At 41.0% G+C, this 25,016-nt stretch carries 17 protein-coding genes and 1 pseudogene; 9 read left to right on the top strand and 9 right to left on the bottom strand.

Annotated elements, in window-relative coordinates:
* Positions 1 to 80 precede the first annotated feature (80 nt).
* Entirely contained in the window at positions 81 to 473 is a 393-nt protein-coding gene (locus V7K98_RS26115; protein WP_335027235.1) for a hypothetical protein, read from the bottom strand.
* A 518-nt stretch (positions 474 to 991) separates the two neighbouring features.
* Here V7K98_RS26115 and V7K98_RS26110 point away from each other — a divergent pair.
* The 4 genes from V7K98_RS26110 to V7K98_RS26095 all read left to right on the top strand — a co-directional run bounded on the left by V7K98_RS26110 (position 992) and on the right by V7K98_RS26095 (position 6,767).
* Positions 992 to 2,281 (top strand): O-acetylhomoserine aminocarboxypropyltransferase/cysteine synthase family protein, encoded by a 1,290-nt coding sequence (locus V7K98_RS26110; RefSeq protein WP_335027233.1) that lies wholly within the window; start codon positions 992 to 994, stop codon positions 2,279 to 2,281.
* Positions 2,282 to 2,597: 316 nt separating this feature from the next.
* Positions 2,598 to 3,668, top strand: a complete 1,071-nt coding sequence (metX, locus tag V7K98_RS26105; protein WP_335027231.1) for a homoserine O-acetyltransferase MetX — start codon at positions 2,598 to 2,600, stop codon at positions 3,666 to 3,668.
* 248 nt (positions 3,669 to 3,916) lie between these two features.
* On the top strand, positions 3,917 to 4,183 hold the full coding sequence (locus tag V7K98_RS26100; RefSeq protein ID WP_335027229.1) for a Precorrin-3B methylase: 267 nt from the start codon (positions 3,917 to 3,919) through the stop codon (positions 4,181 to 4,183).
* Positions 4,184 to 4,550: 367 nt separating this feature from the next.
* A complete protein-coding gene (locus V7K98_RS26095; RefSeq protein WP_335027227.1) occupies positions 4,551 to 6,767 on the top strand; it encodes a glycoside hydrolase family 10 protein in 2,217 nt (738 codons plus the stop codon).
* Positions 6,768 to 6,822: 55 nt separating this feature from the next.
* On the opposite strand, the gene V7K98_RS26090 is transcribed toward V7K98_RS26095, so the two are convergent.
* The gene (locus tag V7K98_RS26090; protein WP_335027225.1) at positions 6,823 to 7,422 is read right to left on the bottom strand and encodes a DUF1003 domain-containing protein; all 600 of its coding nucleotides are present in this window, start codon (positions 7,420 to 7,422) and stop codon (positions 6,823 to 6,825) included.
* A 449-nt stretch (positions 7,423 to 7,871) separates the two neighbouring features.
* The gene (locus V7K98_RS26085; protein ID WP_335027223.1) at positions 7,872 to 9,392 is read right to left on the bottom strand and encodes an aminotransferase-like domain-containing protein; all 1,521 of its coding nucleotides are present in this window, start codon (positions 9,390 to 9,392) and stop codon (positions 7,872 to 7,874) included.
* A gap of 216 nt (positions 9,393 to 9,608) precedes the next feature.
* Between V7K98_RS26085 and V7K98_RS26080 the strand changes: the two genes are divergently transcribed.
* Positions 9,609 to 9,824 carry a hypothetical protein gene (locus V7K98_RS26080; protein WP_335027221.1) on the top strand — a complete coding sequence of 72 codons (216 nt, stop codon included), beginning with the start codon at positions 9,609 to 9,611 and terminating at the stop codon, positions 9,822 to 9,824.
* Between the two features lie 315 nt (positions 9,825 to 10,139).
* Here the strand turns inward: V7K98_RS26080 and V7K98_RS26075 are convergent, their stop codons facing one another.
* From V7K98_RS26075 to V7K98_RS26050, 6 genes are all read right to left on the bottom strand, one after another.
* A complete protein-coding gene (locus V7K98_RS26075; RefSeq protein WP_335027219.1) occupies positions 10,140 to 11,705 on the bottom strand; it encodes a hydantoinase B/oxoprolinase family protein in 1,566 nt (521 codons plus the stop codon).
* Positions 11,706 to 11,772: 67 nt separating this feature from the next.
* Entirely contained in the window at positions 11,773 to 12,357 is a 585-nt protein-coding gene (locus tag V7K98_RS26070; RefSeq protein WP_335027217.1) for a hypothetical protein, read from the bottom strand.
* A 24-nt stretch (positions 12,358 to 12,381) separates the two neighbouring features.
* Positions 12,382 to 12,837 (bottom strand): DUF7689 domain-containing protein, encoded by a 456-nt coding sequence (locus V7K98_RS26065; RefSeq protein ID WP_335027215.1) that lies wholly within the window; start codon positions 12,835 to 12,837, stop codon positions 12,382 to 12,384.
* Positions 12,821 to 13,147: a hypothetical protein gene (locus tag V7K98_RS26060; protein ID WP_335027213.1), complete on the bottom strand. Its 327-nt coding sequence runs from the start codon at positions 13,145 to 13,147 to the stop codon at positions 12,821 to 12,823. Before V7K98_RS26060 ends, V7K98_RS26065 begins: the two co-directional genes overlap by 17 nt.
* A 77-nt stretch (positions 13,148 to 13,224) precedes the next feature.
* Positions 13,225 to 15,318 carry a hydantoinase/oxoprolinase family protein gene (locus tag V7K98_RS26055; RefSeq protein WP_335027211.1) on the bottom strand — a complete coding sequence of 698 codons (2,094 nt, stop codon included), beginning with the start codon at positions 15,316 to 15,318 and terminating at the stop codon, positions 13,225 to 13,227.
* A gap of 121 nt (positions 15,319 to 15,439) precedes the next feature.
* Positions 15,440 to 18,250: an ATP-binding protein gene (locus V7K98_RS26050; protein ID WP_335027209.1), complete on the bottom strand. Its 2,811-nt coding sequence runs from the start codon at positions 18,248 to 18,250 to the stop codon at positions 15,440 to 15,442.
* A 457-nt stretch (positions 18,251 to 18,707) separates the two neighbouring features.
* Here V7K98_RS26050 and tmk point away from each other — a divergent pair, with 457 nt between their 5' ends.
* The 4 genes and pseudogenes from tmk to V7K98_RS26030 all read left to right on the top strand — a co-directional run.
* Positions 18,708 to 19,343 (top strand): dTMP kinase, encoded by a 636-nt coding sequence (gene tmk, locus V7K98_RS26045; protein WP_335027207.1) that lies wholly within the window; start codon positions 18,708 to 18,710, stop codon positions 19,341 to 19,343.
* A gap of 680 nt (positions 19,344 to 20,023) precedes the next feature.
* A complete protein-coding gene (locus tag V7K98_RS26040; protein ID WP_442940443.1) occupies positions 20,024 to 21,748 on the top strand; it encodes a ShlB/FhaC/HecB family hemolysin secretion/activation protein in 1,725 nt (574 codons plus the stop codon).
* Positions 21,749 to 21,815: 67 nt separating this feature from the next.
* Positions 21,816 to 24,302 carry an S-layer family protein gene (locus V7K98_RS26035; RefSeq protein ID WP_335027203.1) on the top strand — a complete coding sequence of 829 codons (2,487 nt, stop codon included), beginning with the start codon at positions 21,816 to 21,818 and terminating at the stop codon, positions 24,300 to 24,302.
* A 64-nt stretch (positions 24,303 to 24,366) separates the two neighbouring features.
* Positions 24,367 to 24,924 (top strand): annotated as a pseudogene (locus V7K98_RS26030) (filamentous hemagglutinin N-terminal domain-containing protein); the annotation flags it as partial.
* Positions 24,925 to 25,016 lie beyond the last annotated feature (92 nt).

Below are 25,016 nucleotides of genomic sequence, written 5' to 3'. Positions count from 1 at the left end.
CTTTTATTTATATTGGTAAGAAGCACACGACTATAGTATACTCACAAATTTAGCTTTATAAAAAATATAAGAAAAACCAATCAATCAGCAGCAGCATAATCAGGCAATGCGTTGAGTTGTAAATTAACACTACTTAGGTAATTTTGGTCGTTTAAAACTTCTGATGGTAATTTATCTGCATTAACAGCAGCTTTCACCAAATCTTCTGCAATAATCTTTTTGTTCTGAGTTTCAGATATTAGTGTTTCTCCACTAGGAATCCCGTGCTGCTTTAGACCTCCTTGATAAGCAAAAGTAACTAGATTGAAGGGCTGAAAGTTATTTGCAGAAGTAGAGTTACTAGGTAAATTGTTAGAGTTAATAGCGATTGTTTCATTACTATTGCTAGTAGCTGTTTGAGCGCCAGCGATTCCGGGTACAAAAGTAATAGAAGCAAAAATAAGTGCAGAATTTATCAAAGTAACGAGTTTCATATTCTTAGGTAAAATACAAGCGGTCTTCTTTAGTAATAGAATCCTCTTTATTATTAATCTCAGCTTCCTTCAGTCAGTTCATCTGATCGGTTGATATATGACTCACCCAAAAGGGTGAGCTAATTGAGCAATAGAAAGCCCATAAGCTCAGATACAGAACAAAGTGGTTGAGTTTCCAAATACTTAACGGAGGCAGTTGAAGATTTATGCAATTTTTCAACTTGCGTCTTGAGTTTCCTAAGCATCGCAGAAATTATTGATCCAGATTAGCGAAAACTTCCTACGATTCTTCAAACAGGCGATCGCTAAATAGCTGTAAAATACTGTAAGTCTGACAAATTACCGTTGATTAATCTAATACAACGCTCAAATAGTAAGCTGATAATCTTGTAATTTGCACATTCTGATTTCTTCAAATTATTGTAGTGCGGGCATCTTGCCCGCGTCGAGCGTGCAAATTAAATGCAGAACAGCTTATATTACTTCCTTTATATAATTGGAAACTCAAATAACTGCTGATGTCTAAACAATATCGTTTTGAAACCCTGCAAGTTCATGCTGGACAAGAGCCGGCTCCTGGAACTAATGCTCGTGCTGTACCAATTTACCAAACAACTTCTTACGTTTTTGACGACACCGAACACGGAGCGCGGTTATTTGCTCTCCAGGAATTTGGTAACATTTACACCCGAATCATGAACCCGACGACGGATGTATTTGAAAAGCGGATTGCTGCACTTGAAGGGGGTGTAGCAGCCTTAGCAACAGCTAGCGGTCAGGCGGCGCAATTCTTGGCAATCACTACGATCGCACAGGCTGGAGATAATATCGTTTCTACTAGTTTTCTGTATGGGGGAACATATAACCAGTTTAAAGTATCCCTACCACGTTTAGGTATTAACGTCAAATTTGTTGAAGGAGACGATCCAGAAAGTTTCCGTCAGGCGATCGACGATCGCACCAAAGCGCTGTACGTTGAAACTATTGGCAATCCTCAATTCAACATCCCCGACTTTACCGCTTTAGCTGAAATTGCCCACGAAAACGGCATACCTTTAATTGTGGATAATACCTTCGGTGCTGGTGGGTATCTAGCTCGACCAATTGAACATGGTGCAGACATTGTAGTAGAATCTGCAACTAAATGGATTGGTGGACATGGTACTTCCATTGGTGGCGTAATAGTCGATTCGGGTAAATTTGACTGGGGTAACGGCAAATTTCCCTTATTTACTGAGCCATCACCCGGTTATCATGGGTTGAATTTCCAAGAAGTGTTTGGCCCTAGTGGTTCCTTTGGCAACATTGCCTTTATTATCCGCGCCAGAGTCGAAGGGTTACGAGATTTTGGCCCGTCGTTGAGTCCATTTAACGCTTTTCTTTTACTGCAAGGATTAGAGACTCTCTCTTTGCGTGTAGATCGTCATGTGAGTAATGCCCTAGAATTGGCTCGGTGGTTAGAGGAGCAAGAGCAAGTATTATGGGTTAATTATCCTGGACTTCCCAATCATCCATATCATGAACGAGCGAAAAAGTATCTCCGACATGGGTTTGGGGGAGTTTTAAACTTTGGCATCAAAGGTGGATTGGAGGCAGGTAAAGCCTTTATTAATCGTGTAAAATTGGCGAGTCATTTAGCAAACGTTGGTGATGCTAAAACCCTCGTGATTCATCCCGCTTCCACAACCCATCAACAGCTAAGTGATGACGAACAGCTTTCCGCAGGTGTGACACCCGATTTGGTAAGAGTATCAGTGGGAATTGAACATATCGACGATATCAAAGAAGATTTTGAGCAAGCATTTTAATAAATTGGGAATTGGGAATTGGGAATTGGGAATTGGGAATTGGGAATTGGGAATTGGGAATTGGGAATTGGGAATTGGGCATTATCTACCGATGTTCGTTAACTTTTAACTCCTAACTTCTAAGGGACTTCCAAATAAAAATATCCCAAAGTCGATCGCAAAATCTCTCTATTCCTCTTCACTCTGTGTTCTCTGCGCAGCAGTCGCTCATGGGGGAAACCCCCAAGACCGCGCTGCCTTGTCTCTGCGGTTCGTTTATTTGGATAATTTCTTTTCTGGAAATCCCTAACTCCCCATTCCCCATTCCCATATATATATGATCTACTCAACTTTCATCTCACCGCAAACCCAGTTTTACCAGCTTACAGTGCCATTCCAACTCGAAGGTGGCGAAACATTAACTGGGGTTCAGATTGCTTATCGTACTTGGGGAGAGTTAAATGCTCAAGGTAATAATGGGGTACTAATTTGTCATGCATTAACTGGTTCGGCTGATGCTGATGATTGGTGGGAACCTTTGTTTGGTTTCGGGAAAGCCTTCAATCCCGATCGCGATTTTATTGTGTGCAGCAACATTTTGGGAAGTTGTTATGGTACAACTGGGCCAACTACTATCAACCCAACAACGGGAAAACCTTATGGTGTATCTTTCCCTAACATTACAATCCGAGATATGGTTCACCTGCAAGCTGCACTACTAGAATACCTGGGTATTCAATCTCTGCGGTTCGTAATTGGCGGTTCACTCGGTGGGATGCAAACACTGGAGTGGGCATTATTATATCCAGACAAGGTGGAAAGTATTGCACCCATCGCTGTTTCTGGCAGACATTCCGCTTGGTGTATTGGATTAAGTGAAGCCCAAAGACAAGCAATTTATGCAGATCCAAATTGGCAAGGAGGGAACTATACCCAGGATACGCCTCCAAATCAAGGATTAGCAGTGGCGCGGATGATGGCGATGAGTACTTACCGTTCTTGGGATAGTTTTACAATGCGCTTTGGGCGGCAGTATGATGCATCTGAGCAGTTTGCTATAGCGAGTTATTTACAGCATCAGGGTCAAAAGCTGACAGAACGATTTGATGCCAACACTTACATCACTCTGACTCACGCAATGGATCGCTACGATGTTGGAGGCGATCGCACAGTTCCTAATTTATCAGATTATGAATCTGTTCTGCGAAGCATCCAGCAACCGACTTTAGTTGTGGGCATTGATTCTGATATCCTTTATCCGCCAGTAGAACAACAAGAATTAGCAAATTTAATCCCTAATGCTCAACTGGCGTGGCTAAATTCAACCCACGGACATGATGCATTTTTAATAGACATGGCTGCATTGAATGAAATACTAATCTCTTTTCGGCAAAGCTTAGATTTTTAAACTTCTTGAGAAAAAAGCTTGAAGTGCCGAGTCACGCAACTTGGATTATTAAAGAAGCGATCGCAGTTCCGTATGAGCGATCGCTATAATTAATCCCTAACCACAGGGATTGATTATGATAATTATATTTGTCAAAACACTTTTACGATTGCAGTGCTAGCCCCCTCATCCCAAAATTTTAATCCGCAAAAATAGCCCAAACCTTGATTTTCCGATAGGATGGCATTAGAAATTTATTACATTTGAGTATGGCTAACCAAGATACTCCACTTACCGGAGAAGCCCTGATTAAAGAAGTCTGTCGGCGGATTCGAGTAGCGCGTAGCTATTGGGATGCTCACAATAATGCAGCTTGTCGGGGTGAACGCGATCGCGCCTTAGCCCTTTATAACACCCTAACCAAAGAACAAAAAGATCGGATTCCGCAAGTGTTGCGGGTGTGGTTGCGTTACCGCAGTGAAAAATACTTTGGCGCACACCGAACACCGCCAAAGTCAGCACGAAAATCAAAATAGTTACCCACCAGAAGACCAGCATATAGGTAATAGCGCACCCAGGCTATAAATCACAGCTAACCCACCCATACCAAACATCCCCCAAAGTACTAAACCTTTTGGCACTACTAAGCGTACAACTGCGTCGTCTATACTTGCAGCTAAATTACTCTATCAGTTTTCCTGGTATAGCAATTTAACGTTTGTTTAAGTAAGTAGGCGAAAATAAATCAAACTAGATTAAGTAATGTAAAAAACCTTAAGATTATTTTATAGTAAGGGCTTCAGCCCTTATTTGAGGACTAAAGTCCTTACTACAAACCTTTAATTATTTACGCCGCTCTACTTATATGAAATTAAAATTAACCTTATTTAGTAAGCAGAAGTAATGACAAGTCAGTTTTGGGAAAAAAGCAGAGAAATTAATACAGATATAACTAACTTGCTATCTAAATCTGTAGTATCTAGTTGGTGGTTTTTGAAGAAGCGTCTGCTGCCATTATTATGTCTAATATCATTCGTTGCGGTATTGCAACTCAACACCTTTACCCCTGTTGTTGCCCAACTACCTCCTCAACCTCGTCAAGAAATTCGGGGGGTGTGGCTAAGTGGTAACGATTTTAGCGTTTTTAGAAATCGCTCCAAGGTGCTTGCAGCCATGAGCCAACTACGGCAGTTAAACTTTAATACTGTTTATCCGGTAGTCTGGAACGATGGTTACACACATTACCCTAGCGCCATCATGCAAAAAATGGGTATTCCCTTCTTCTTCAAAGGAACAGATGGACAAGATGTGATTGCAGACATTATCAGCCAAGCCCGCAGAGAAGGACTACTAGTAATACCTTGGTTTGAATTTGGTTTTATGGTTCCCCTAACTTCAGAACTTGCATCCCAGCATCCAGAGTGGCTGACACAAAAGCTCGATGGGACTCAAACTTCAATTAGTGCTGCGGGTGAAGTAGCGTGGTTAAATCCCTTTCACCCCGAAGTGCAAAAGTTTATCACCGACCTTGTGATGGAAATCATTACTCAATACAATGCTGATGGCATTCAATTTGATGACCACACGAGTTTACCTGTAGATTTTGGTTACGATAAGTACACAATTAATCTATATACTCAAGAAACTGGGAATCCTCCGCCACCTAATCCCCAAGCCAAAGCCTGGAAAAGATGGCGGGCAGATAAAATCACTGCATTCATGGTAAACCTGTACCAAAGCGTGAAAGCGAGAAAACCGAACGCTATCTTCTCAGTTTCTCCTGTTGATTCTGAATACGCCTATAAGGTGCAACTGCAAGACTGGCTTAACTGGGTACGATTAGGTATTGTAGACGAGTTAGTCATGCAGGTATACCGTAATGATTTAGCAAGTTTTATCAGTCAAATTAACCGCCCAGAAATTTTAGAAACCCAAAAAATCATCCCAACTGGTATCGGTATTTTAGCGGGGTTACGAAATCGCCCAGTTTCTTTATCACAAATTCAACCCCAGGTGCAAGCAGCACAACAACGCGGTTTAGGTATTGGCTTTTTCTACTACGAAAGCCTTTGGGATATCGCACCTGAATCAGCAGAGCAACGCCAGTCAGCATTTGCGGCTCTTTTCCCAAACTCAGCGTTGCGCGATATCTCTCAAAATATACCCCACCAAACAACTTTAGATACTATCTCGCTACCTTTATACACAAAACCTTCCCTTGGTCAACGTATTCGCGGCTATTTTTTGGAACTAGCGATCGCAAATGGTCAGCCAAAACGTATTCTATTAGATACAGGTTCAGCAGGTATAAGGGTTCCCAAAGAGTTTTTAGGTAACGCTCCCATCCAAAGAACGGGACAGAATATCAAGGAAGTATTAAGTGATGGTACTATCCTGGAGGGAGAATTAGTTTATACTAATGTCCGATTTGGTTTACTTCCCGCTACCGAACCTCTTCCAGTACAAATTGTTACTAGTCGCCAATGTACTGCCCAAAAACCTAAATGTTCTGCAAATAACGGTGTGCCATTTGCTGGTATTATTGGTGTCAACTATTTTGAAAAATCACTTCCTTATAACCCGTTAAGAAAATTACCAGGCAATCTGAGTAACGGATTTATCGTGATTGGAAATGGTGGTAGTAATAACAATGGCAGCCTAATTCTCGGTTTAACTGCTGAAAATCAAGCAGGTTTCAAAATGGCTTCTTGGAGTCAACAACCTGAAATTAATGGTGTACCCGGTAATAGGTGGGATTCTCGGCTAGGCAAAGTTTGTTTAACTATTGCTGGGAGTTCTGCTAAAAATAATTGTAATGGCACAGCGATCGCTGATACTGGAACTATTAATGGTTTGACTGAATTCAAGTCAGCTTCTACAGCAGGAAAACTCAAGCCAGGAGTATTAGGTTCAGCAAACGCCGTGAAGGTAGGAATTAATGGCATTTTTGATTACAGTTTGAAACCAGGAACCCGCGACGGATTTAATCGCTGGAATCTGAGTATCTCACCACAGTCAGAACTACCTATATTTGTAAATACTGGAATTGCATTTTTTGATAAATACGATATCCTTTTTGACCAAATTAATGGAAAGCAGGGTTTTCGCAGTCGGCGGTAAAGTGAAGTGAAATTCAGCACAGGATAAAATTACAAATCTTTAACCGAATACGATATTATCTGTCGTTACGTTTGTTCGGCTTTTTTCTCTTAAGTGCTAGCTGCTGAAGTCGCTCAATTTCAGTTAATACATCTTCGGGCTTCGTTTCCATTTCTAAGTCAGCAAGCTCACTGTCTTCATCATTATTAATCCCCATTTTGTCTTGAATAGCATCAAGCATTTGCAATACTCGTGTGACTTCATGCTCTGTCAATAATGCAATTTGTAAATTTAAGTTGGCGCGATACTCACTTTCTTCACTGAGGCGGTTTTGACTAATTAACACAAATGTTGACAGAAAAATTGCTTCCAGTGATACCACCATTGTCAATAGTCCGTAGGGAAATGGATCGAACGGATGCACGCCAATTCTTCCCGTATTTAAAATAATCCAAGCTCCAAACCAGACTATATGTACATAAACAAAAACTATATGTCCTGAAAAGGAGGTAATCCCATCCGCAATTCGGTCTTGCAACTTTCTTTTGTTAGCAGCCTGAAGCCGAAGACGGATGATAGTACGAATGTTCCGTTCTATGATTTTAGACAGTGCTGGATTATTGTCTTCATAGTCTAAGTATTGTTTTCCCTCTTCATTCATACCGCCTTGCTGCATAATTTTGATATCCTGTTGTTAATAGCACCTTGAAAAATTAGATTAACTGGCATACTTTGCTTGGTTAAATTCAAAATGCAATAATTCGGATTTTATCGTAAACTAAAGTGTTGAAGTTACTGTGCCAGAACTATTACATTTTTATGCCAAGACAATAAGTAAGCACCCTTTTTTGAGCAGAAATTTTGCAGGAGTACTCCAAATATCTGAATTACTATAGCTAATAGTATCTTCTTCGTATTTAATCTAATTGCAGATTTATTGAAACAGAACTAAATTCTTGCTTTTGTAGAATGAAACAGCCTTGCTTAAAAAGGTAGTTGCCAAAGACGCGGGGATCTTATCCGAACCGTTTGCGATCGCATTAATATTCAAGTTTCATCTTCTCATCTTGATGTATGCAGAAAAAGCTCCTTCAGCGCGAAGTAGATTAGGAAATCTGTGTTAACCTACGAACTGCGAACAAGTGGTTGGTAAGGAGATATGCGATCTTTGGCAACAAGCCGCTCTGTATCTACGCATCCTCTAGAAATATACTTTTTCAGCAACTTACCCACAATCGAAATACCTTGCTCAATCTCCTCTGGCGGGAGACAGAAAGTTAGACGCATCGCTGGATAACCCTGCTTATCAGGGAAAAACGCCGAACCGCACGCCAAGTAGACATTTTGTGCAAAAGCTTCCTTACGAATTGTCCCAATGGGAAAATTATCTGGTAACTGTACCCAGAGAAACAATCCTCCCGTGGGAACTGTCCACCGGATTTCTTCAGGAAAATAACGCTCCAAAGCTTGCAACATAGTATTACGACTTTGCAGATTATCAGTGCGGAGTCGGCTGAGGTGACGGCGGTAATGTCCTGAAGCGAGATATTCGCTAACTATTGTTTGCGAAATACTGGATGTGTGCAAGTCGTGGAGTAACTTCCGCTCAATAATTGCTTGATAATGCTTACCTGTAACTACCATATAGCCAACTCGTAAACCAGGCATTAAAGTTTTAGAAAAGGTACTTAAATAAGTTACCAAATTATTTTTATCTAAAGCTTTAATGGGTGCTGGCACTGCATCAAAATTTATTCCTTCATAAGCATTATCTTCCAAAATAGGACACTCATATTTTTGAGCTAATGCTAGTAATTGTTGACGATGATTTTGTGTTGTCGTCAATCCAGTCGGATTGTGAAAAGTACTAATCGTATAAATTAATTTCGGGCGGTGGCTGTGGAGATATTGCTCTAATAAGTCTAAATTCATTCCCTCCGCAGTCATAGGAATGCCAATAATCTTAGCTCCTAAGTTTTCTAAAATAGAAATTGCACCATAATAAGTAGGTGCTTCCACAATCACCCAATCACCAGGTTGTACATAATAACTCATAGCTAATGACAATCCTTGCTGAGAGCCATTAGTAATAATTAAATCCTCTGGGAAAACCTCTAATCCTTGATGTACTAACATTTGAGCAATTTGCCTACACAGGGTTAGTTGTCCTTGAGGCATTTCATGGGGAAAGAAAATATCAGCATCATCTTGTCTTAGCGCTCGTCTGGCAATCAGGTTAATATCTTTTGGTGGACGAGGATAACCGTAGCCAAAATTAATTATTCCTGGCTGTGTTTGTGCTTGCACCAGTGGAGTGTACATATCATAAAAAGAACACTTTTCTGGTTTTGTAATTATGACATTTTGGGCTGGAGCAAACTTAGATTCTAGGTTAGCGCTTTTAAGAGAAACGCTGCTGACAAAATATCCTGAACCTTGACGAGCAGAAACAATCCCATCTGCTTCTAAAACGTTATATGCTTCAATAATCGTGAGTTTGTTAACTTGTAAACTCTCTGCCAGAGAGCGGATTGAAGGGAGGCGATCGCCATTTTTGAGTGCGCCAGATTTAATCAGATGACTGATGCGATCGCGGATCTGCAAATAAATCGGTTTGTGTGACTGCCGTTCTAATAAAATGTTCATTTTGGCGCACTCGTCAATGACTAAATAATCATCAATACTGGCAATATAAACTATTTCTACCAACTTTACCTAGTACAGTTGAGAGTTTTTTGACTATACCAGTTGAAATACAGCTTAACTGTACTAGATCAAATCTGCCAAAACTGTACCTTATCAGTTGCCAATTATTACGTGAAAGTAAGAGCAATAGTTCAATGTTGATCGGGTACTTTCACTATGAATAAATTTAATTTTTTGTTAACTTTACAAAAATATTGGCAACATTTTGTCATCTGGATGGCAAGTGCTTCAGACCTCCAAGTGTGGCAAGAATCAGACCGACGTGGTAACATTTCTTCTTGGCACGCCTACGATCCGATGACAGGACGATCTGCTTGTTTTGGTTCTGAAGAAGAAATGCGAATTTGGATTGACAAGTGTTACTACAGATAAAATAATTTGCTAATCAATATGAAAAATAGACACTTCGGGACAATCGGAGACAATTTACATATATTGACAGCTTTTAAAATCAGCGCAAATTACTGGTAATAGTAGTGCATCAACTTTCAATTGATAGATAAGTAAGATCGTAGTAAGCACTTTAGTGCTTAAAACAATTAGGAATAAAGTCCTTACTACCAACTCTCACAACTAACTTAAATAGGACTTACGCAAAAACTCTCTGAAACTCTTATTTCTTTGTGTCCTTTGCGTCCTTTGCGGTTCGTTTTTTCATAATTTTGCATAAGTCCTGTTAAAAAAGTACTAGGAAACTTTACCAAATCCGCCCCCTCCAGGAGTTTCTATCACAAAAACATCCCCAGTCTTCATCTCTACTGTTGCTGTGCTATCTAAATTCTCCACAATTCCATTCTGACGTTGTATCCAGTTGCGTCCAACAATTCCGGCTTCCCCACCATTTAATCCAAAAGGAGGGATAACCCGATGTCCAGAGAGAATATTAGCTGTCATCGGTTCTAAAAAACGGATGCGACGGACAACTCCATTACCACCAGAATATTTTCCTTTACCACCGCTATTAGGACGAAGACTAAAGCTTTCCAAAAGTACAGGATAACGGGTTTCTAAAACTTCTGGATCGGTCAAACGGGAGTTAGTCATGTGAGAATGAACGCCATCAGTTCCATCAAAATCAATTCCTGCTCCAGAGCCGCCGCAAATGGTTTCATAATATTGATATTGCTCATTCCCAAAAGTAAAATTATTCATCGTTCCTTGAGAAGCAGCCATGACACCCAAAGCGCCATATAAAGCATCAACAATGATTTGAGAAGTTTCTACATTACCCGCCACTACTGCTGCTGGATAAGTTGGATTCAGCATACAGCCGACTGGTATGATAATTTCTAGAGGGTTAAGACAGCCGGCATTCAGAGGAATATTATCATCAACCAAAGTCCGAAACACATATAAAACTGCGGCTTGAGTTATAGCTTTAGGAGCATTTAAATTACTATTTAGTTGTCCAGAAGTGCCAGTAAAATCAATGGTAGCACTACGACTTTCTGGATGAATAGTCACTTGAACTTTAATTATTGCCCCATTATCCATTTCATAAATAAATGAGCCATCTTTGAGAAGATTGATAGCTTTTCTCACTGACTCCTCAGCATTTGCTTGGACAAAGTTCATGTAAGCTTGAACAGTCTCAATACTGTATTTGGAAACCATTTTAATAAGTTCTTGTACTCCCCGTTCATTTGCGGCAATTTGTGCCTTAAAGTCAGCAATATTTTGGTCAGGGTTACGCGCAGGATAAGTATGATTTGATAGGTGCTGTCTTAATGCGATTTCTCGGAAATTTCCTTCTTCAACCAAGAGAAAATTATCAAACAGAATTCCTTCTTCTTCTACTGTGGTACTGTGGGGAGGCATTGAACCGGGGGTAATTCCACCGATATCTGCTTGGTGTCCACGAGAAGCGACAAAAAATAGGGGAGTGGGGAATGAAGTATTTTCACAATTCTCTAGAAAAACAGGAGTAATTGCAGTGACATCAGGAAGGTGAGTTCCGCCGTTATAGGGGTTATTAGATAGATACACATTTCCTGGTTTTAGGGTGTCGCCTTTATCGTTAATTAAACTGCGAACACTTTCACTCATTGAGCCTAAGTGTACAGGAATATGAGGAGCATTTGCTACTAATAATCCCGATGAGTCGAAAATAGCACAGGAGAAATCCAGTCTTTCTTTGATATTCACAGATGTTGCTGTATTTTGTAACACAACTCCCATTTGTTCGGCGATAAATTGATAGAGATTTTTGAATATTTCTAAGCAGATGGGATCGGGTTGAGATGTTGTGTACATTTGGAGATTTTTTTTAGATTGATGATTTTATAGCTAGATTTGCACTACCAACAGTAAGTTTATTCATTTAAGGAAATCTAATTAGACATTTCTTGCTTTTCTCCTTAGCTAGCTCTTCATTTAGATTTTGTCTAGCTCTTTCAGCATTATCTAACTTTCGTTCAAGCTCTTGAATCACTTCTGGTTTAGCGATTTTTTGTAACTCTTGATTTTCGGATGTCAAGTCTTGAATATCTTTTTTATAATTGTCAATTTGTAATTCTAAATTTGATATTTTGCTTTTGTAGTCGGATATAGCCTCAGACTCCTTTACAAAATTAGCTAGAAATGGTGTGGCAAAGCCCAAGCCAAAAATACCGATAATAAAGGTAAATTTTAGCAGTTGATTGACTAAATCTTCCTGTTTTGCTTGCTTAGATTTTTTTGGCTTCTCGACTAGTCCCACATCAATTAAATATTGAAAAACTACTTTTTCGCTATAAGTTAAATCATCTAAATTAGTTTTCCAATCTACTCTATCTCTAAAAGCTATTTTACAGTAATGTAAAATAAGCTCATCTTCAATATGATTTGTTTGTGATAACTTTGTGAAAGCTAAGTTAATCATCTTTAAGTAATCCTCTTGGCTCAACCTAGTTAGCTTGATTTCCATAGTCACTTGAATTTTAATTTTGAATTAATCAGTCTGACGTTTTAAAATCTGCTGCACAGAACCATACATTTCACCTGTCAAACCTTCAAGTTCATGCTCTATATCCTCCCAACGTCCAAGTTTACTTGTCCATTTTCCGTTAGATAATTGTCTGGCTGCGTGGGTTGGTTCACCATCAGAAGTAGCGTATATTGCTATCTTCTCAAAACCCACTTCAAGCTCGGAATTATCGCAAAGTTCGTACCCTAAGCTTTTGTATGCTTGGATAAAAGCTGACATAGTTAATTCTGCTGTTACACCTTCTACCCAGTAATACATATTATCTGGGTTTATTGGACTCCACCAGCGATCATCCTCACACGCAGCCCAAGCAAAACAATTATATGATGTACTTTGCTTGCTAGTTACAGAATATTGAGTATGGTATAAGTTGGGAAATTTATTTTCTCTGTAGCTTTCCAACTTACCATCTATATCCATTTGCTTTCCCCCATTCTATCCAAGCTACAGCCATTTGCTGAAGTCTACCACGCTGTTTGGCTTCGACAGGGTTTGCTCCAGTAATTGCACTTAAAGCCCAAAACCAATGGTCTGGTTCGCGCTCAAGTTCACGCATAATTAAAGGAACAACAGGTTGTCCCATCCCGATTATTCTTTGATAAGCGGGATGCATTGATATTTTTGAAGCAACAGAGAACATTCCTGTCTCACGCCGCCATTGTTCTGCTAATTCTGAGAATGTAGTTTCTATTTCTGCGGTTTTAATAACCGGATAAACATAAGGTGACATTTAACTTCTATTTAACTTTACTACAAGGTAACTGATATTGATTATCCTCCACATACAGGCGAACTCTGATAAAATTATCAATATTTACGCTGTAACATTAGATGATTACGTTCAGTTAATCTGGCATTCCAATTAGGTTCTACTACAATAGTGCTAATTTTTTCGACAACGATCGCAGGGCCATTAATAATATCTTCTGGTTGTAAATCTTCCCGTCGATAAACAGGGGTTTCATGCCATCTATCATTACTATACATCCTTACTGTTTCAACAGATGTAGGATCTTCATCTAAAGAGCGACTCCGAATAATTAAGGGTTCTTCTGGAGTGTCCATTTTCTGAATTACTTCTACTGAGACTGATTCCACAATTAAGGTTTTCTCTAATTGAATGAAACCATAACGAGATTTATGTTCAATCTCAAATTCTTGCCGCATCAATACCACATCATCGACAAAATTAACGGTTAAGGTAGAGTTAGTTCCTTCGTATTTTAAGTTAATTTTTCGGACTATTTTTACTTCACCATGAAATTCATCTATTTCATTTCTAGCTGGAGTTTCTAAATATTCCATTAACTGCTGTAATTTAGGAATTAATGCTTGGGTTAAATGCTGTTCTACTCCTGCTTCTCTAATCGTTCTAATATCAGCTAATCCCATGCCATAAGCAGATAGAACACCAGCATAAGGGTGAAGAAATATTTTTTTCATTCCCAAGGTATCGGCAATTAAACAAGCAACTTGTCCGCCTGCGCCGCCAAAACAGCAAAGCACATATTGGCTGACATCATAACCCCGTTGCAGACTGATTTTTTTAATTGCGTTCGCCATATTTTCTACTGCGATCGCAATAAATCCAGCCGCTACCTGTTCGGGAGTACAATGGTTCAATGTCGCGGCTTGAATATCTTGGGCTAATTGGCTAAATTGCTGAATGACAGTATCTTTATCTAAAGGTAAATTGCCATCAATTCCAAAAACTGAGGGAAAATATTGTCGGTGAATTTTGCCTAACATCACATTGGCATCAGTAACTGCTAATGGCCCGCCACGGCGATAACAAGCAGGCCCAGGATTTGAGCCAGCAGATTGAGGGCCGACACGATAACTAGAACCATCAAAAAAGAGAATTGAGCCGCCTCCAGCTGCAATGGTATTAATTGCTAATACGGGAACTCGCATCCGCGCCCCAGCAATTTCCGAATCTAGTTGTCGTTCATAATCTCCTTGAAAGTGGGCAACATCTGTACTTGTTCCTCCCATATCAAAGGTGATAACTGAGTCAAAGCCGGCTCTTTTACTAGTTTGAACTGCGCCGACAATACCACCAGCCGGGCCACTTAAAATACTATCTTTGCCTTGAAATTGTTCGGCTGCAACTAAACCGCCGTCAGATTTCATGAACATTAATTTGACTCCAGGTAACTGACTCGCTATCTGGTTGACATAGCGACGGAGAATAGGAGTTAAATAAGCATCGACTACTGTTGTATCTCCTCGGCTGACTAATTTCATTAAAGGACTAACTTGATGAGATACAGATATTTGTGTAAAGCCGATTTCTTGCGCGATTTTGGCTATTTGTTGTTCGTGATTGGGATAGCGATCGCTATGCATAAAAACAATAGCACAACTCCGAATTCCTGTGTTGTAAACTTCTTCTAATTCATTTTTAGTTAGTTGAATATTTATCGGTATTAATTCATTTCCATGAGCATCATAACGTTCCTCAATCTCAACTACTTGTTCATAAAGCATGGTTGGTAAAACTATATGACGGGCAAAGATATTAGGACGGTTTTGGTAGCCAATTCGCAGCGCATCTTTAAAACCTTTGGTGATGAGAAGAACGACGCGATCGCCTTTCCTTTCTAACAGTGCATTTGTTGCTACTGTTGTCCCCATTTTTACTACTTCTATCGCTTCAGTAGGAATGGGTTGATTGCCGGAAATACCTATAATATCGCGTATACCTTGAATGACTGCATCTTGATATTGTTCAGGATTTTCTGAAAGTATTTTGTAAACTATAGTATATTGTCTGTTAGCTAGACAAACAATTAAAAAACGTTCAGGATGCCTTGAAAGTCTGTCTATAATTGCCTGATTATTAGTAATAGCAACAATATCTGTGAATGTACCACCTCTATCAGCAAAAACTTTCAACATTGCTCTGTTTCCTTAATAGTCTATAGATAGAGTAACAGTTGGATTTAGGGAGTTTCTACTTCAAGTGTGAATTTTTTTTACGACAGATGTGCATTATTCAATGGGAGTTAAGACTATTTCTTTAGATAGCTTCCTGCCTCAGTGGAATTACAATTACAAATTCTGTACCCTGTCCAGGTGTAGAAATACATTGTAATTGTCCAAGATGTTTTTTGGTGATAATCTGGTAACTAATAGATAAACCTAATCCTGTACCTTTGCCAACTGGTTTGGTAGTAAAGAATGGTTCAAATAACTGTTTTCGGAGATGTTCTGGAATACCCGTACCATTATCAACAATCCGAATAACTACCTGATTTTCACTAGTGAGTTCAGTATAAATATGAATTTCGGGAGGAGATAGTGCTGCTTTCTCTGCTCCCCATGCGCCATTTTCTACAGCCTCTTCTAAAGCATCGATCGCATTTGCTAGAAGATTCATAAATACCTGATTCAGTTGTCCAGCATAACATTCGACTAATGGCAGATCGCCGTACTCTTTGATAACCTGGATTGTTAGAGAGTTAGATTTTGCCTTGAAGCGATGTTCCAGAATCATTAATGTATTATCTATACCCTCATGGATATTCACAGCCTTCATCTCTATTTCATCTAACCGGGAAAAGTTTCGCAGAGATAAAACAATTTCTGTGATTCTTTCGACACCAACTGTCATAGAAGTTAGCAAGTTAGGCAAGTCTGCTATCAGGAAATTTAAGTCGATTGCTTCTATTTCTTCTTTAATTTCCGTTACTGGATTAGGATAGTTTTTCTGGTATAATTCCAGTAGTTTTAGTAAATCTTCAATATATTGATTGGCATAAGTGATATTGCCATAAATAAAGTTGACTGGGTTGTTGATTTCGTGGGCTACACCTGCTACCAACTGCCCCAAACTGGACATTTTTTCACTATGGACGAGTTGAGATGCTAGCTGCTTTGCCTCTTGGCGCAATTGTGCTTCTGAATATCGCAATATCTGTTCTGCTTGTTTGCGCTGGGTAATGTCGTGGACAATGACTACATACTCTTGAAAATCCTGATGGGGCCTGTCTGAAATCGAAACTTCTAAGATTTTGTTTTTGCCATTGCGGAGTAAGGTTTGTTCGCTGCGTTTTGTCCACTCGTCTGGATAAGAGATTAATGCAGTTAGCCATTTGTTGAGGTGATTTCCCCGTAACTCGGATGGGTTAACGCCAAAGAAAGATTCAGTAGCTGGATTCGCCTGCTGAATAATGCCTCGATCGTCCACAACTAAAATACCATCTTGGGCAACAGTAAACAGGTGTTCGGCAGCTTCACGGGCTTCTGCGATCGCCACCACTTGCGGTAAACTTGTCCAACAAGCGATCGCTACTCCTACAAATGCTACCGTCATCAGCAGCACCACAAATAGGTTTTCACCCCCCGCACTTGCCGCTTTATTAAGTTTGACACCAAATAACCAGCCAACTGTCACTGCGCTGCATAGTAAAAAAATCAGGATGCTCACTTGGAGAACTACTGAGTCCTTGATAATTACCACAGGGCGCGATTTATATCGCCGCATCCACCAACTGGGGTGGAAGGGAGGGAAGTTTACACGGCGAATCACCGCATCTATTCCCATAACGCCAATGGGAAATAGTAAGCCAATTAGCAAGTTGAGCCAACCCCAGGCAAATCCGCCCACCACTAGCACCACAACTTCTAACAGCAAAATTGCCAAAGATATGCGAGGGAACAAAACTTCCGAGCGATCGCGCCGCAGCCAAAGCCCCAAATGCAATAACATAAAGGAGACAAACCAGCCGACATTGCCAACGGCTACGATTCGCGCCACATCTCCCCAAATTAAATAGATTAGGCACAACACCAATGTTAATGTCAGCGCTGGCACAAACACACCCCGACGTGACACAACAGAAAATACAGGTGAAATGTGTTTGTCTAAAGCCAACTGATACAAAATCCGAGGACAATTAGAAACGACTGTTGCCGAACCTAAAAGACAAGCAGCCACCAGCAAAAAGGAAACACTTATAGCTGCTGATTTTCCCCAAAAAGGTTGGGAAGCCGCCACAAGATTCAGAAAAGCATTGTCTTCGAGGCTAGAATCGGTTGCTAACCGCATCATTACCCAAGATCCCCCTAAAAAGATGGGTGGCATCATCCAAGCTGCAACATCTAGAAAGCGCAGCGTTTGCGAGGGTTGGCGGCTATCGGCGACAAAAGAAGAAGCCGTTTCGCAACTGTAGGTAGCATAAGTGACAAAAAAGAACCACTTGGCCCAATCGACAAAGCTCAAAGATGACCAATTGCTAGGAAAAAATCCAGGACTAACATCAGAGAAAGCTAACCAGCCCAAACCCTGTATACAGAAGGTCATTAATAGCCCAAAGGCTGGAATTACAAAAAATAGATGTAAAATGCTTAGGGCGCGAGTCCCACTAAACGCCACTATAAACGGCAACAATGTAAAGCCAATATTCAGTAATATTTCTGGATAGGCAATACCCAGTGCATCCAAATTCACCTTAATTAAATCTTTGAGAACGATGGTATTAACTGACAGGTAGGAAACCCAGTTGAGGAGGTATCCAATAGCGGCATAGCAAGCTAGTCGTGGGTAGTTTTGCAGCAGTTTAGTAGCATAGTTAGGCGTTCCTCCAGCCACATTTATAAAATGCATACCCAAGCGTTTTACCTGGTAGTTGAGCAGCATTCCGAAAATCACCGCAGGTATCCAGACAAAAATAGCTTGGGAACCGAGAGCAGCATGAATTGCTGGAACCAATGCTGTCCAGGAAATATGAGCCGTTAAACCGAAGCCCCAACTTTCAACAGCACTCAGGCTTCTAGTCAAGCGAGGGTAAGAAGATTGGCCCAAAGTAGAATGAGCAGGATGGGACATGATTGGCAGTGCTGGATGGGATACCGTAATTAAGTTTATTAGCTAGAGTTCCCATCTTCTAAGTGTTCTGAACAGAGAATTTTTGCTCGGAGTCATAAAACATATTCACAACACCAGCATTTTTTGACATAATTGATTTCCTGTACGAGTCGATTATGCACTGACACGTTGACATACCAGTTGAAATAACTAGCTGCGATTGATGTCTTCAAGGAATTACAGAAGTAAATTAAAAATCCCGACCACCTGGTTATGGCAACTTCTGTTACACTCGTTGCACAATCCCAAAAATATCAGCATCAAAAATAGTTGATCTGCCAAATTGCCAAAAACTTGTTTTGTCTATTTCAAAACTTCCAGATAAAAATATCCAATTACTGATTGCGGGGTAGTTGTCTCACCCGCCTGTAACACTTCACGGTATTCTTGATCAAGCGTCAGCGAACTTTAAAAAAGCATGGGTGGCAAATTAATTGTATTTGAAGGGGTGGAAGGCTGCGGCAAAACCAGCCAAATGCAGCTTTGTTGCCAGTGGTTGGAAAGTCTGGGTGTTTCTGTGATGGTAACTCGTGAACCAGGGGGAACAGAGTTAGGCTTACATCTTCGCCGCTTGCTACTAGAGAAAGCAGAAGGTAAGCCAGTTGCTGAAGTGACAGAACTTTTATTGTATGCTGCTGACCGATCGCAACATGTTGAGCAAGAACTTAAACCAAATCTCGCAGCAGGAAAATATATTTTATGCGATCGCTATACTGACTCTACCATTGCCTACCAAGGATATGGTCGTGGTTTGAATATGAGTTTAATCCATCAGCTTAACTATATTGCCACTGCTGGTTTAGAGAGTAATTTAACTATTTGGTTAGATGTCGATGTCGAAGTTGGACTAGCCCGCAAACGGGGAGATGGAATCGGATTAGATCGCATTGAACAAGAAACGATCGCTTTTCATCGACGCGTTCAGCAAGGATACGCAGAGTTAGCAGCATCTCATCCCTCAAGAATTATGCGGGTAGATGGCAGCTTGAGTAAAGAAGCTGTACAAGGTGCAATTCAAGAAATTTTGCACGTACACCTGCACTTACGAAGGTAAGACAAAAATCAACTCTTGAAGAAGAATTCAGTAGTCAGAATGGGCTGAACGCCCCGCTATCGCTAACAGGAGTCAGAATCAATCAGTGAGGGATTCAGATCCGGTAAAACGGGTAAATAATCTCCTAGCTTTAGTGACATACTCCACACACTCCCCTTCGGGTGAGTGTGGGGCTTCTTTTCGTTTAAGCTAAAAAACAAAAATCAGTATTTACTCTGATGATAGCTGTAAAAAAGACAGCCATTATATATAGTGATAAATCCCTCGTTACACTTAGGTATGGGGGATCAACTAGTTGAAAAAGAATTCAGAGGTCAGAATGGGCTAAACCCCCTGCTACTGCTAACAGGAGCGATGCCTGAGCTTGTCGTTAGCGTAGCCTCTCGCAGAGAAGGGTCAAAATCAAGGTCACTAAATCAGCCTATCTAGTATAGGTCTTCAACCCCTTTATTTAGACGCTTACAGACTCGTTACCTTTATGCTATCGGCTTTTTCGATCGGAATAACCAACTGAATTCTGACCGTAAAATACAGAAAAACTTTCCGGCTCCGCTCCTGATTCCTGAATTCTTTTTTAGTAAAACTTAAGGAGGAGGGTGTCAGTGAAGCCAGTTATTATTGAAAAATCTAGTATTAAAGCAGTATTTTCTACACAACGAATATTCAAAAAGCCTCTAAGTATTATCTCTGAACTGCGACCTCTGGCATTTGGATTTGTTTTAGCAGCAGTATTGTGTAATTATCAACAGGCGAATGCCCAAACACTTAATCGTGAGACTTTACCACCCGGCCGATTACAAGAAGTTCCTGCCACTCCCTTACCTGCTAATGTGTTGCCAAAGCCAACAGATAGCAATCTATTGCTGCCTTTACCAACAATACCAGATCAGTCAATACCGAGCCAAGATGACTCTAATGCTAAATTTCGGGTCGATCGCATTGAAGTTCTTGGTAGCACAGTTTTCAAACCAGAACAATTTGCCGCTATTACAAATCCCTTTGTGGGAAAAGAAGTGACATTTGCAGAATTATTGCAAATAAAAGATGCGATCGCCAAGCTTTACACTGATAACGGTTATGTGACTACGGGAGCATTGATTACACCGCAAACACTAGAAGCTGGAACAGTCAAGATTCAGGTGATTGAAGGAAGTCTGCAAGAAATCAAAATCATTGGTAATAGACGATTAAGTAGTAAATACATTCGCGATCGCATCAAACTTGGTGCTGGCAAACCCCTAAACATACCCCGCTTACTAGAAAAACTACAACTACTCCGCCTCGATCCACGTATCCAAAACTTGTCGGCCGAATTGCAGACAGGGGTGAATTCAGGAACTAATGTCTTGCAAGTTGAGGTTGAAGAAGCAGACACCTTTAAACTGACAGCAAGCCTAGATAATGGGCGATCGCCTAGTGTCGGCAGTTTTCGCCGGGGAGTGGATCTGCAAGAAGCCAATTTATTAGGTTTGGGTGATACCCTGAGCGTAGGATATGCCAATACCGATGGCAGTAATACAATCAATGCCAATTACACGCTGCCAATTAATGCCCACAACGGCACTGTATCCTTCGGTTTTAGCCAGGGATGGAACCACGTTATTGAAAAACCATTTAGCGTTCTTGATATTCAGTCAAATAGTCGATCTTATGAATTAGGCTATCGCCAGCCACTGGTACAAAAACCAACCCAAGAGTTGGCAATTGGGCTGTCATTTTCGCGGCAAGAAAGCCAAACTGAGTTGGGTATTGATAACATTGGGCCGTTTCGCCTCTCTCCAGGTGCAGATGAGAACGGAAAAACCAATATTTCAGCTTTGCGCTTTTTTCAAGAATATACCCAGCGAAGTAACCAATATGTATTTGCGGCGCGATCGCAATTTAGTTTTGGCGTAGATTGGTTCGATGCTAATGTCAGTAATAATGAACCAGATAGCCGCTTTTTCGCATGGCGGGGACAGGCGCAGTGGGTGCGACAATTAGCACCAGACACTCTATTTTTAGCTAGAGGCGATTTCCAATTAGCAGGAAATTCCTTAGTGCCTTTAGAGCAATTTGGGCTTGGTGGACAGTTAAGTGTCCGGGGCTATCGTCAAGATGCATTACTCACAGATAATGGCCTGTTACTTTCCGCAGAATTTCGAGTTCCCATTGTCCGCGCCCCCAAGATTGGCGGGGTGCTGCAACTGACACCCTTTATTGATGTGGGTAAAGGCTGGAACGTCAACAGTGAAAACCCATCACCAAGTACCCTTGTTAGTACTGGGTTAGGGCTGTTGTGGAAACAGGGTGATGATTTATCGGCACGCCTAGATTGGGGCATTCCCCTAATCTCGGTGGATGGTGAAAAGCGATCGCTCCAAGAAAATGGGCTGTACTTCTCGGTGCGTTATTCACCGTTTTGAGGCCATCGTTTCAAAACTATACTATTTTGGGTATTTTAAAATACAAAGTATAAATAAAGGCTTGGCGATGAGTGCATCCTCTACTTGGTTGGTTCTGTGCGGTGGAATAATGCCATTGATAGTAATGCCAATTTGGTGCGGCTGTGTGAGTGCCCAGGTAACTCCTGATAGCACCTTAAATACTACTGTCTCTCAAAGTGGCGATCGCTTCACCATCACCAACGGTAATCGAGTTGGTAACAACCTTTTCCACAGCTTCAGCCAATTTTCAGTTCCCACTAACGGTTCGGCTTTCTTCAACAATGCCGCAGATGTGCAAAATATCTTCAGTCGTGTGACTGGGGGTAATATTTCCCAAATTAATGGTTTAATTCAGGCAAACGGTAGCGCTAATCTGTTTTTGCTCAATCCTAGTGGAATTATTTTTGGCGCAAATGCTCAACTTAATATTGGCGGCTCCTTTATTGGGACGACTGCTGAGGGCATTAAATTTAGTGATGGTGCTGAATTTAGCGCTATTAATTCCCAATCTGCCCCGTTATTGAGTATCAATGTTCCCATCGGTTTGCAAATGGGGAGGAGTCCTGCACCGATTGCTGTTCAAGGTACAGGACACTCCTTAACTATAAACAGTGGACTGGTTCTAGGTCCCCTGACTCGAATTCCCAGTTCGACAAAACTGCAAGTACAGCCTGGGAAGACTATAGCCTTAGTAGGTGGCAACCTAAACCTGAATGGAGCAACCTTAACTGCCGAACAAGGACAAGTAGAATTAGGCAGTGTGAGCGGTGTAGGATTTGTCAGTCTCATACCAAATCCACGGGGCTACACACTAGGGTATGGAGATATACAAAACTTTGGTAATATTCAGCTGGCAGAGCGATCGCTATTAGATGTCAGTGGACTAAATGCTGGTTCTGTTCAGATTCAGGGCGAACAAATTCAATTTACCGATGGGTCTCTGATAGTAGCACAAAATTTTGGCAGTCTCCCCGGTGGTGAAATTCACCTCCAGGCAACAAAGGCCATTAATCTAATAGGCACGACACCCGATACCACAATTCGGAGCGGGGTTCGTAATGAAGCTTTCGGTAGAGGAGATGGTGGAAATATTAGGGTCATTACTCCCAAGCTGACCCTCACACAGGGAGCGGGTTTGAGTAACTCTACAATCGGAGTGGCTGCTGGTGGCAATATTCAAATTGAGGCAAAGGCGATTGATCTGTCTGGTTTCTCACCTATTAATCCCAGTATTATCACCATTATAAACAGTACCACATTAAGTATAGGGAATGCTGGTGATATCGTAATTAATGGGAATAGTCTAATGGTATCAAGCGGTGCTTCACTGTCTTCGAGTACATTTGGCAATGGGTCTAGCGGTAAAGTAACGATTCACAACACCAATACCACGGTAACAGGAGAAAGCCTTCCAGAGTTTTATAGCAATATTAGTATAATTGCATTTGCCACCGGAAATGCAAAAACCTTAACCTTGAATACGGCTAACTTACAAATTCTGGATGGAGGAGCAGTTGCTGCAACCGCATTTTTCGTCGGTAATGGAGGAGATTTGAGCATTAACGCCACTGAATCGATTACAGTTAGCGATCGCGGCAAGACAAATAACAGCAACATTAATGCATCCACTATTCGACCCGATCCCCTAGTGCGGCAGCGATTCGGTCTACCAGATATACTGACGGCTAATGCAGGATCTGTGAGTATTATCACCCCAAAGTTGACCTTGACCGATGGCGGAACAGTCAGTGTCACTAGTCAAGGCAGAGGAAATGCTGGCAATCTGAAGATCAATGCAGATACGATCCAATTAAATCATCAAGGCTTTATCCAAGCCCAAACAGAATCTGGTAATGGTGGCAATATTACCTTACAAACTACAAAACTATTGCTTCTACGAGACAATAGCCTGATTACCTCAACAGCTGGCGGCAATGGTAATGGGGGTAATATCAGCATCAATGCACCCATCATAGCCGGATTAGAAAACAGTGATATTGTTGCTAATGCAGTGCAAGGCCGTGGTGGTAATATCCAAATCAGTACTCAAGGCATCTTTGGTCTGAAATTTCGTGACCAACTCACACCAGACAATGATATTACCGCAAGTTCAGAGTTGGGTGTAAATGGTACTGTTCAAGTCAATACCATTGGTGTCGATCCAAATTCTGGCTTAGTTCAATTACCAGTGAATGTCACCGATCCATCCCAGCAAATAGCCAGTGGTTGTTCTGTAAACCAAGGTAGTCGATTTGTAGCAACGGGGCGGGGTGGTGTGGCGCAAAATCCCAATCAGCAAGTTGGAAGCGATGTCTATGATGGGCTACACCTACGCACTTGGTCTGATCTGCGAGATTTATCAGATTACCGCAAAACACCGCAACTACAAGCACAAATATCCAGATCACCAGAAACTCTAGTCCAAGCAACTTCCTGGCATCGCAACGCCCAGGGCAGAATCGAATTAGTTGCAGATAAATCTCCTACATACTTACAGCAACGATTAACCTGTGTTGCTATTCCCAAAAGTTAATCATGTTACCAATCATGCCATTCAGGGAATTATAAATTGAAATCAGGCAAAAAAAATTTTAGTCATGAGAGTTGTACCTTTTCTGTCTATATTAATAAGTGGGTTATTAACTCCAGGGATGATACCATCGGCTTTAGCTCAGGTAACATCCGATGGCACTACAAATACCATTGTCAACCCAAGCGGTAATAATTTTAATATTATTAACGGTATTGAAAAAGGTAATAATTTATTTCATAGTTTCAGTAATTTCTCTTTGCCTGCGGGCAGTTCTGCTAGTTTTAATTTAGTGAATACGCCAAATATTACAACTATATTTAGTCGAGTTACGGGTGGAAATATTTCCGATATTAATGGATTAATTCGCACGCTCAATAGTAGTAACCCGGTAAGTTTGTTTTTAATTAATCCGGCGGGGATTGTGTTTGGTAAAGATGCCTCGTTGAATATTGGCGGCTCATTTGTGGGCACAACGGCAAGTAGTATTAAGTTTGCTGATGGAACAGAGTTTAGTGCAGTAAATCCGAGTAGTCTACCATTGTTAACAATGAGTGTACCCATCGGCTTGCAGATGGGGCAAAATCCGGCTCTGATTCAAGTTAACGGCACGGGGCACAGCCTAGGCTGTTGACTTTGTGCCTTTTTCGGCGATTTTTGTTCATACAGTTTATGTGTCGTCAATTAGCTCCGAGAATAGGGTTTTTCTCTTCGACA

Source organism: Nostoc sp. (assembly GCF_036917435.1).
Lineage (GTDB): Bacteria > Cyanobacteriota > Cyanobacteriia > Cyanobacteriales > Nostocaceae > Nostoc.
Note: the sequence above shows the minus strand (reverse complement) of the source record. Positions and strands in the feature narration are given on the sequence as shown.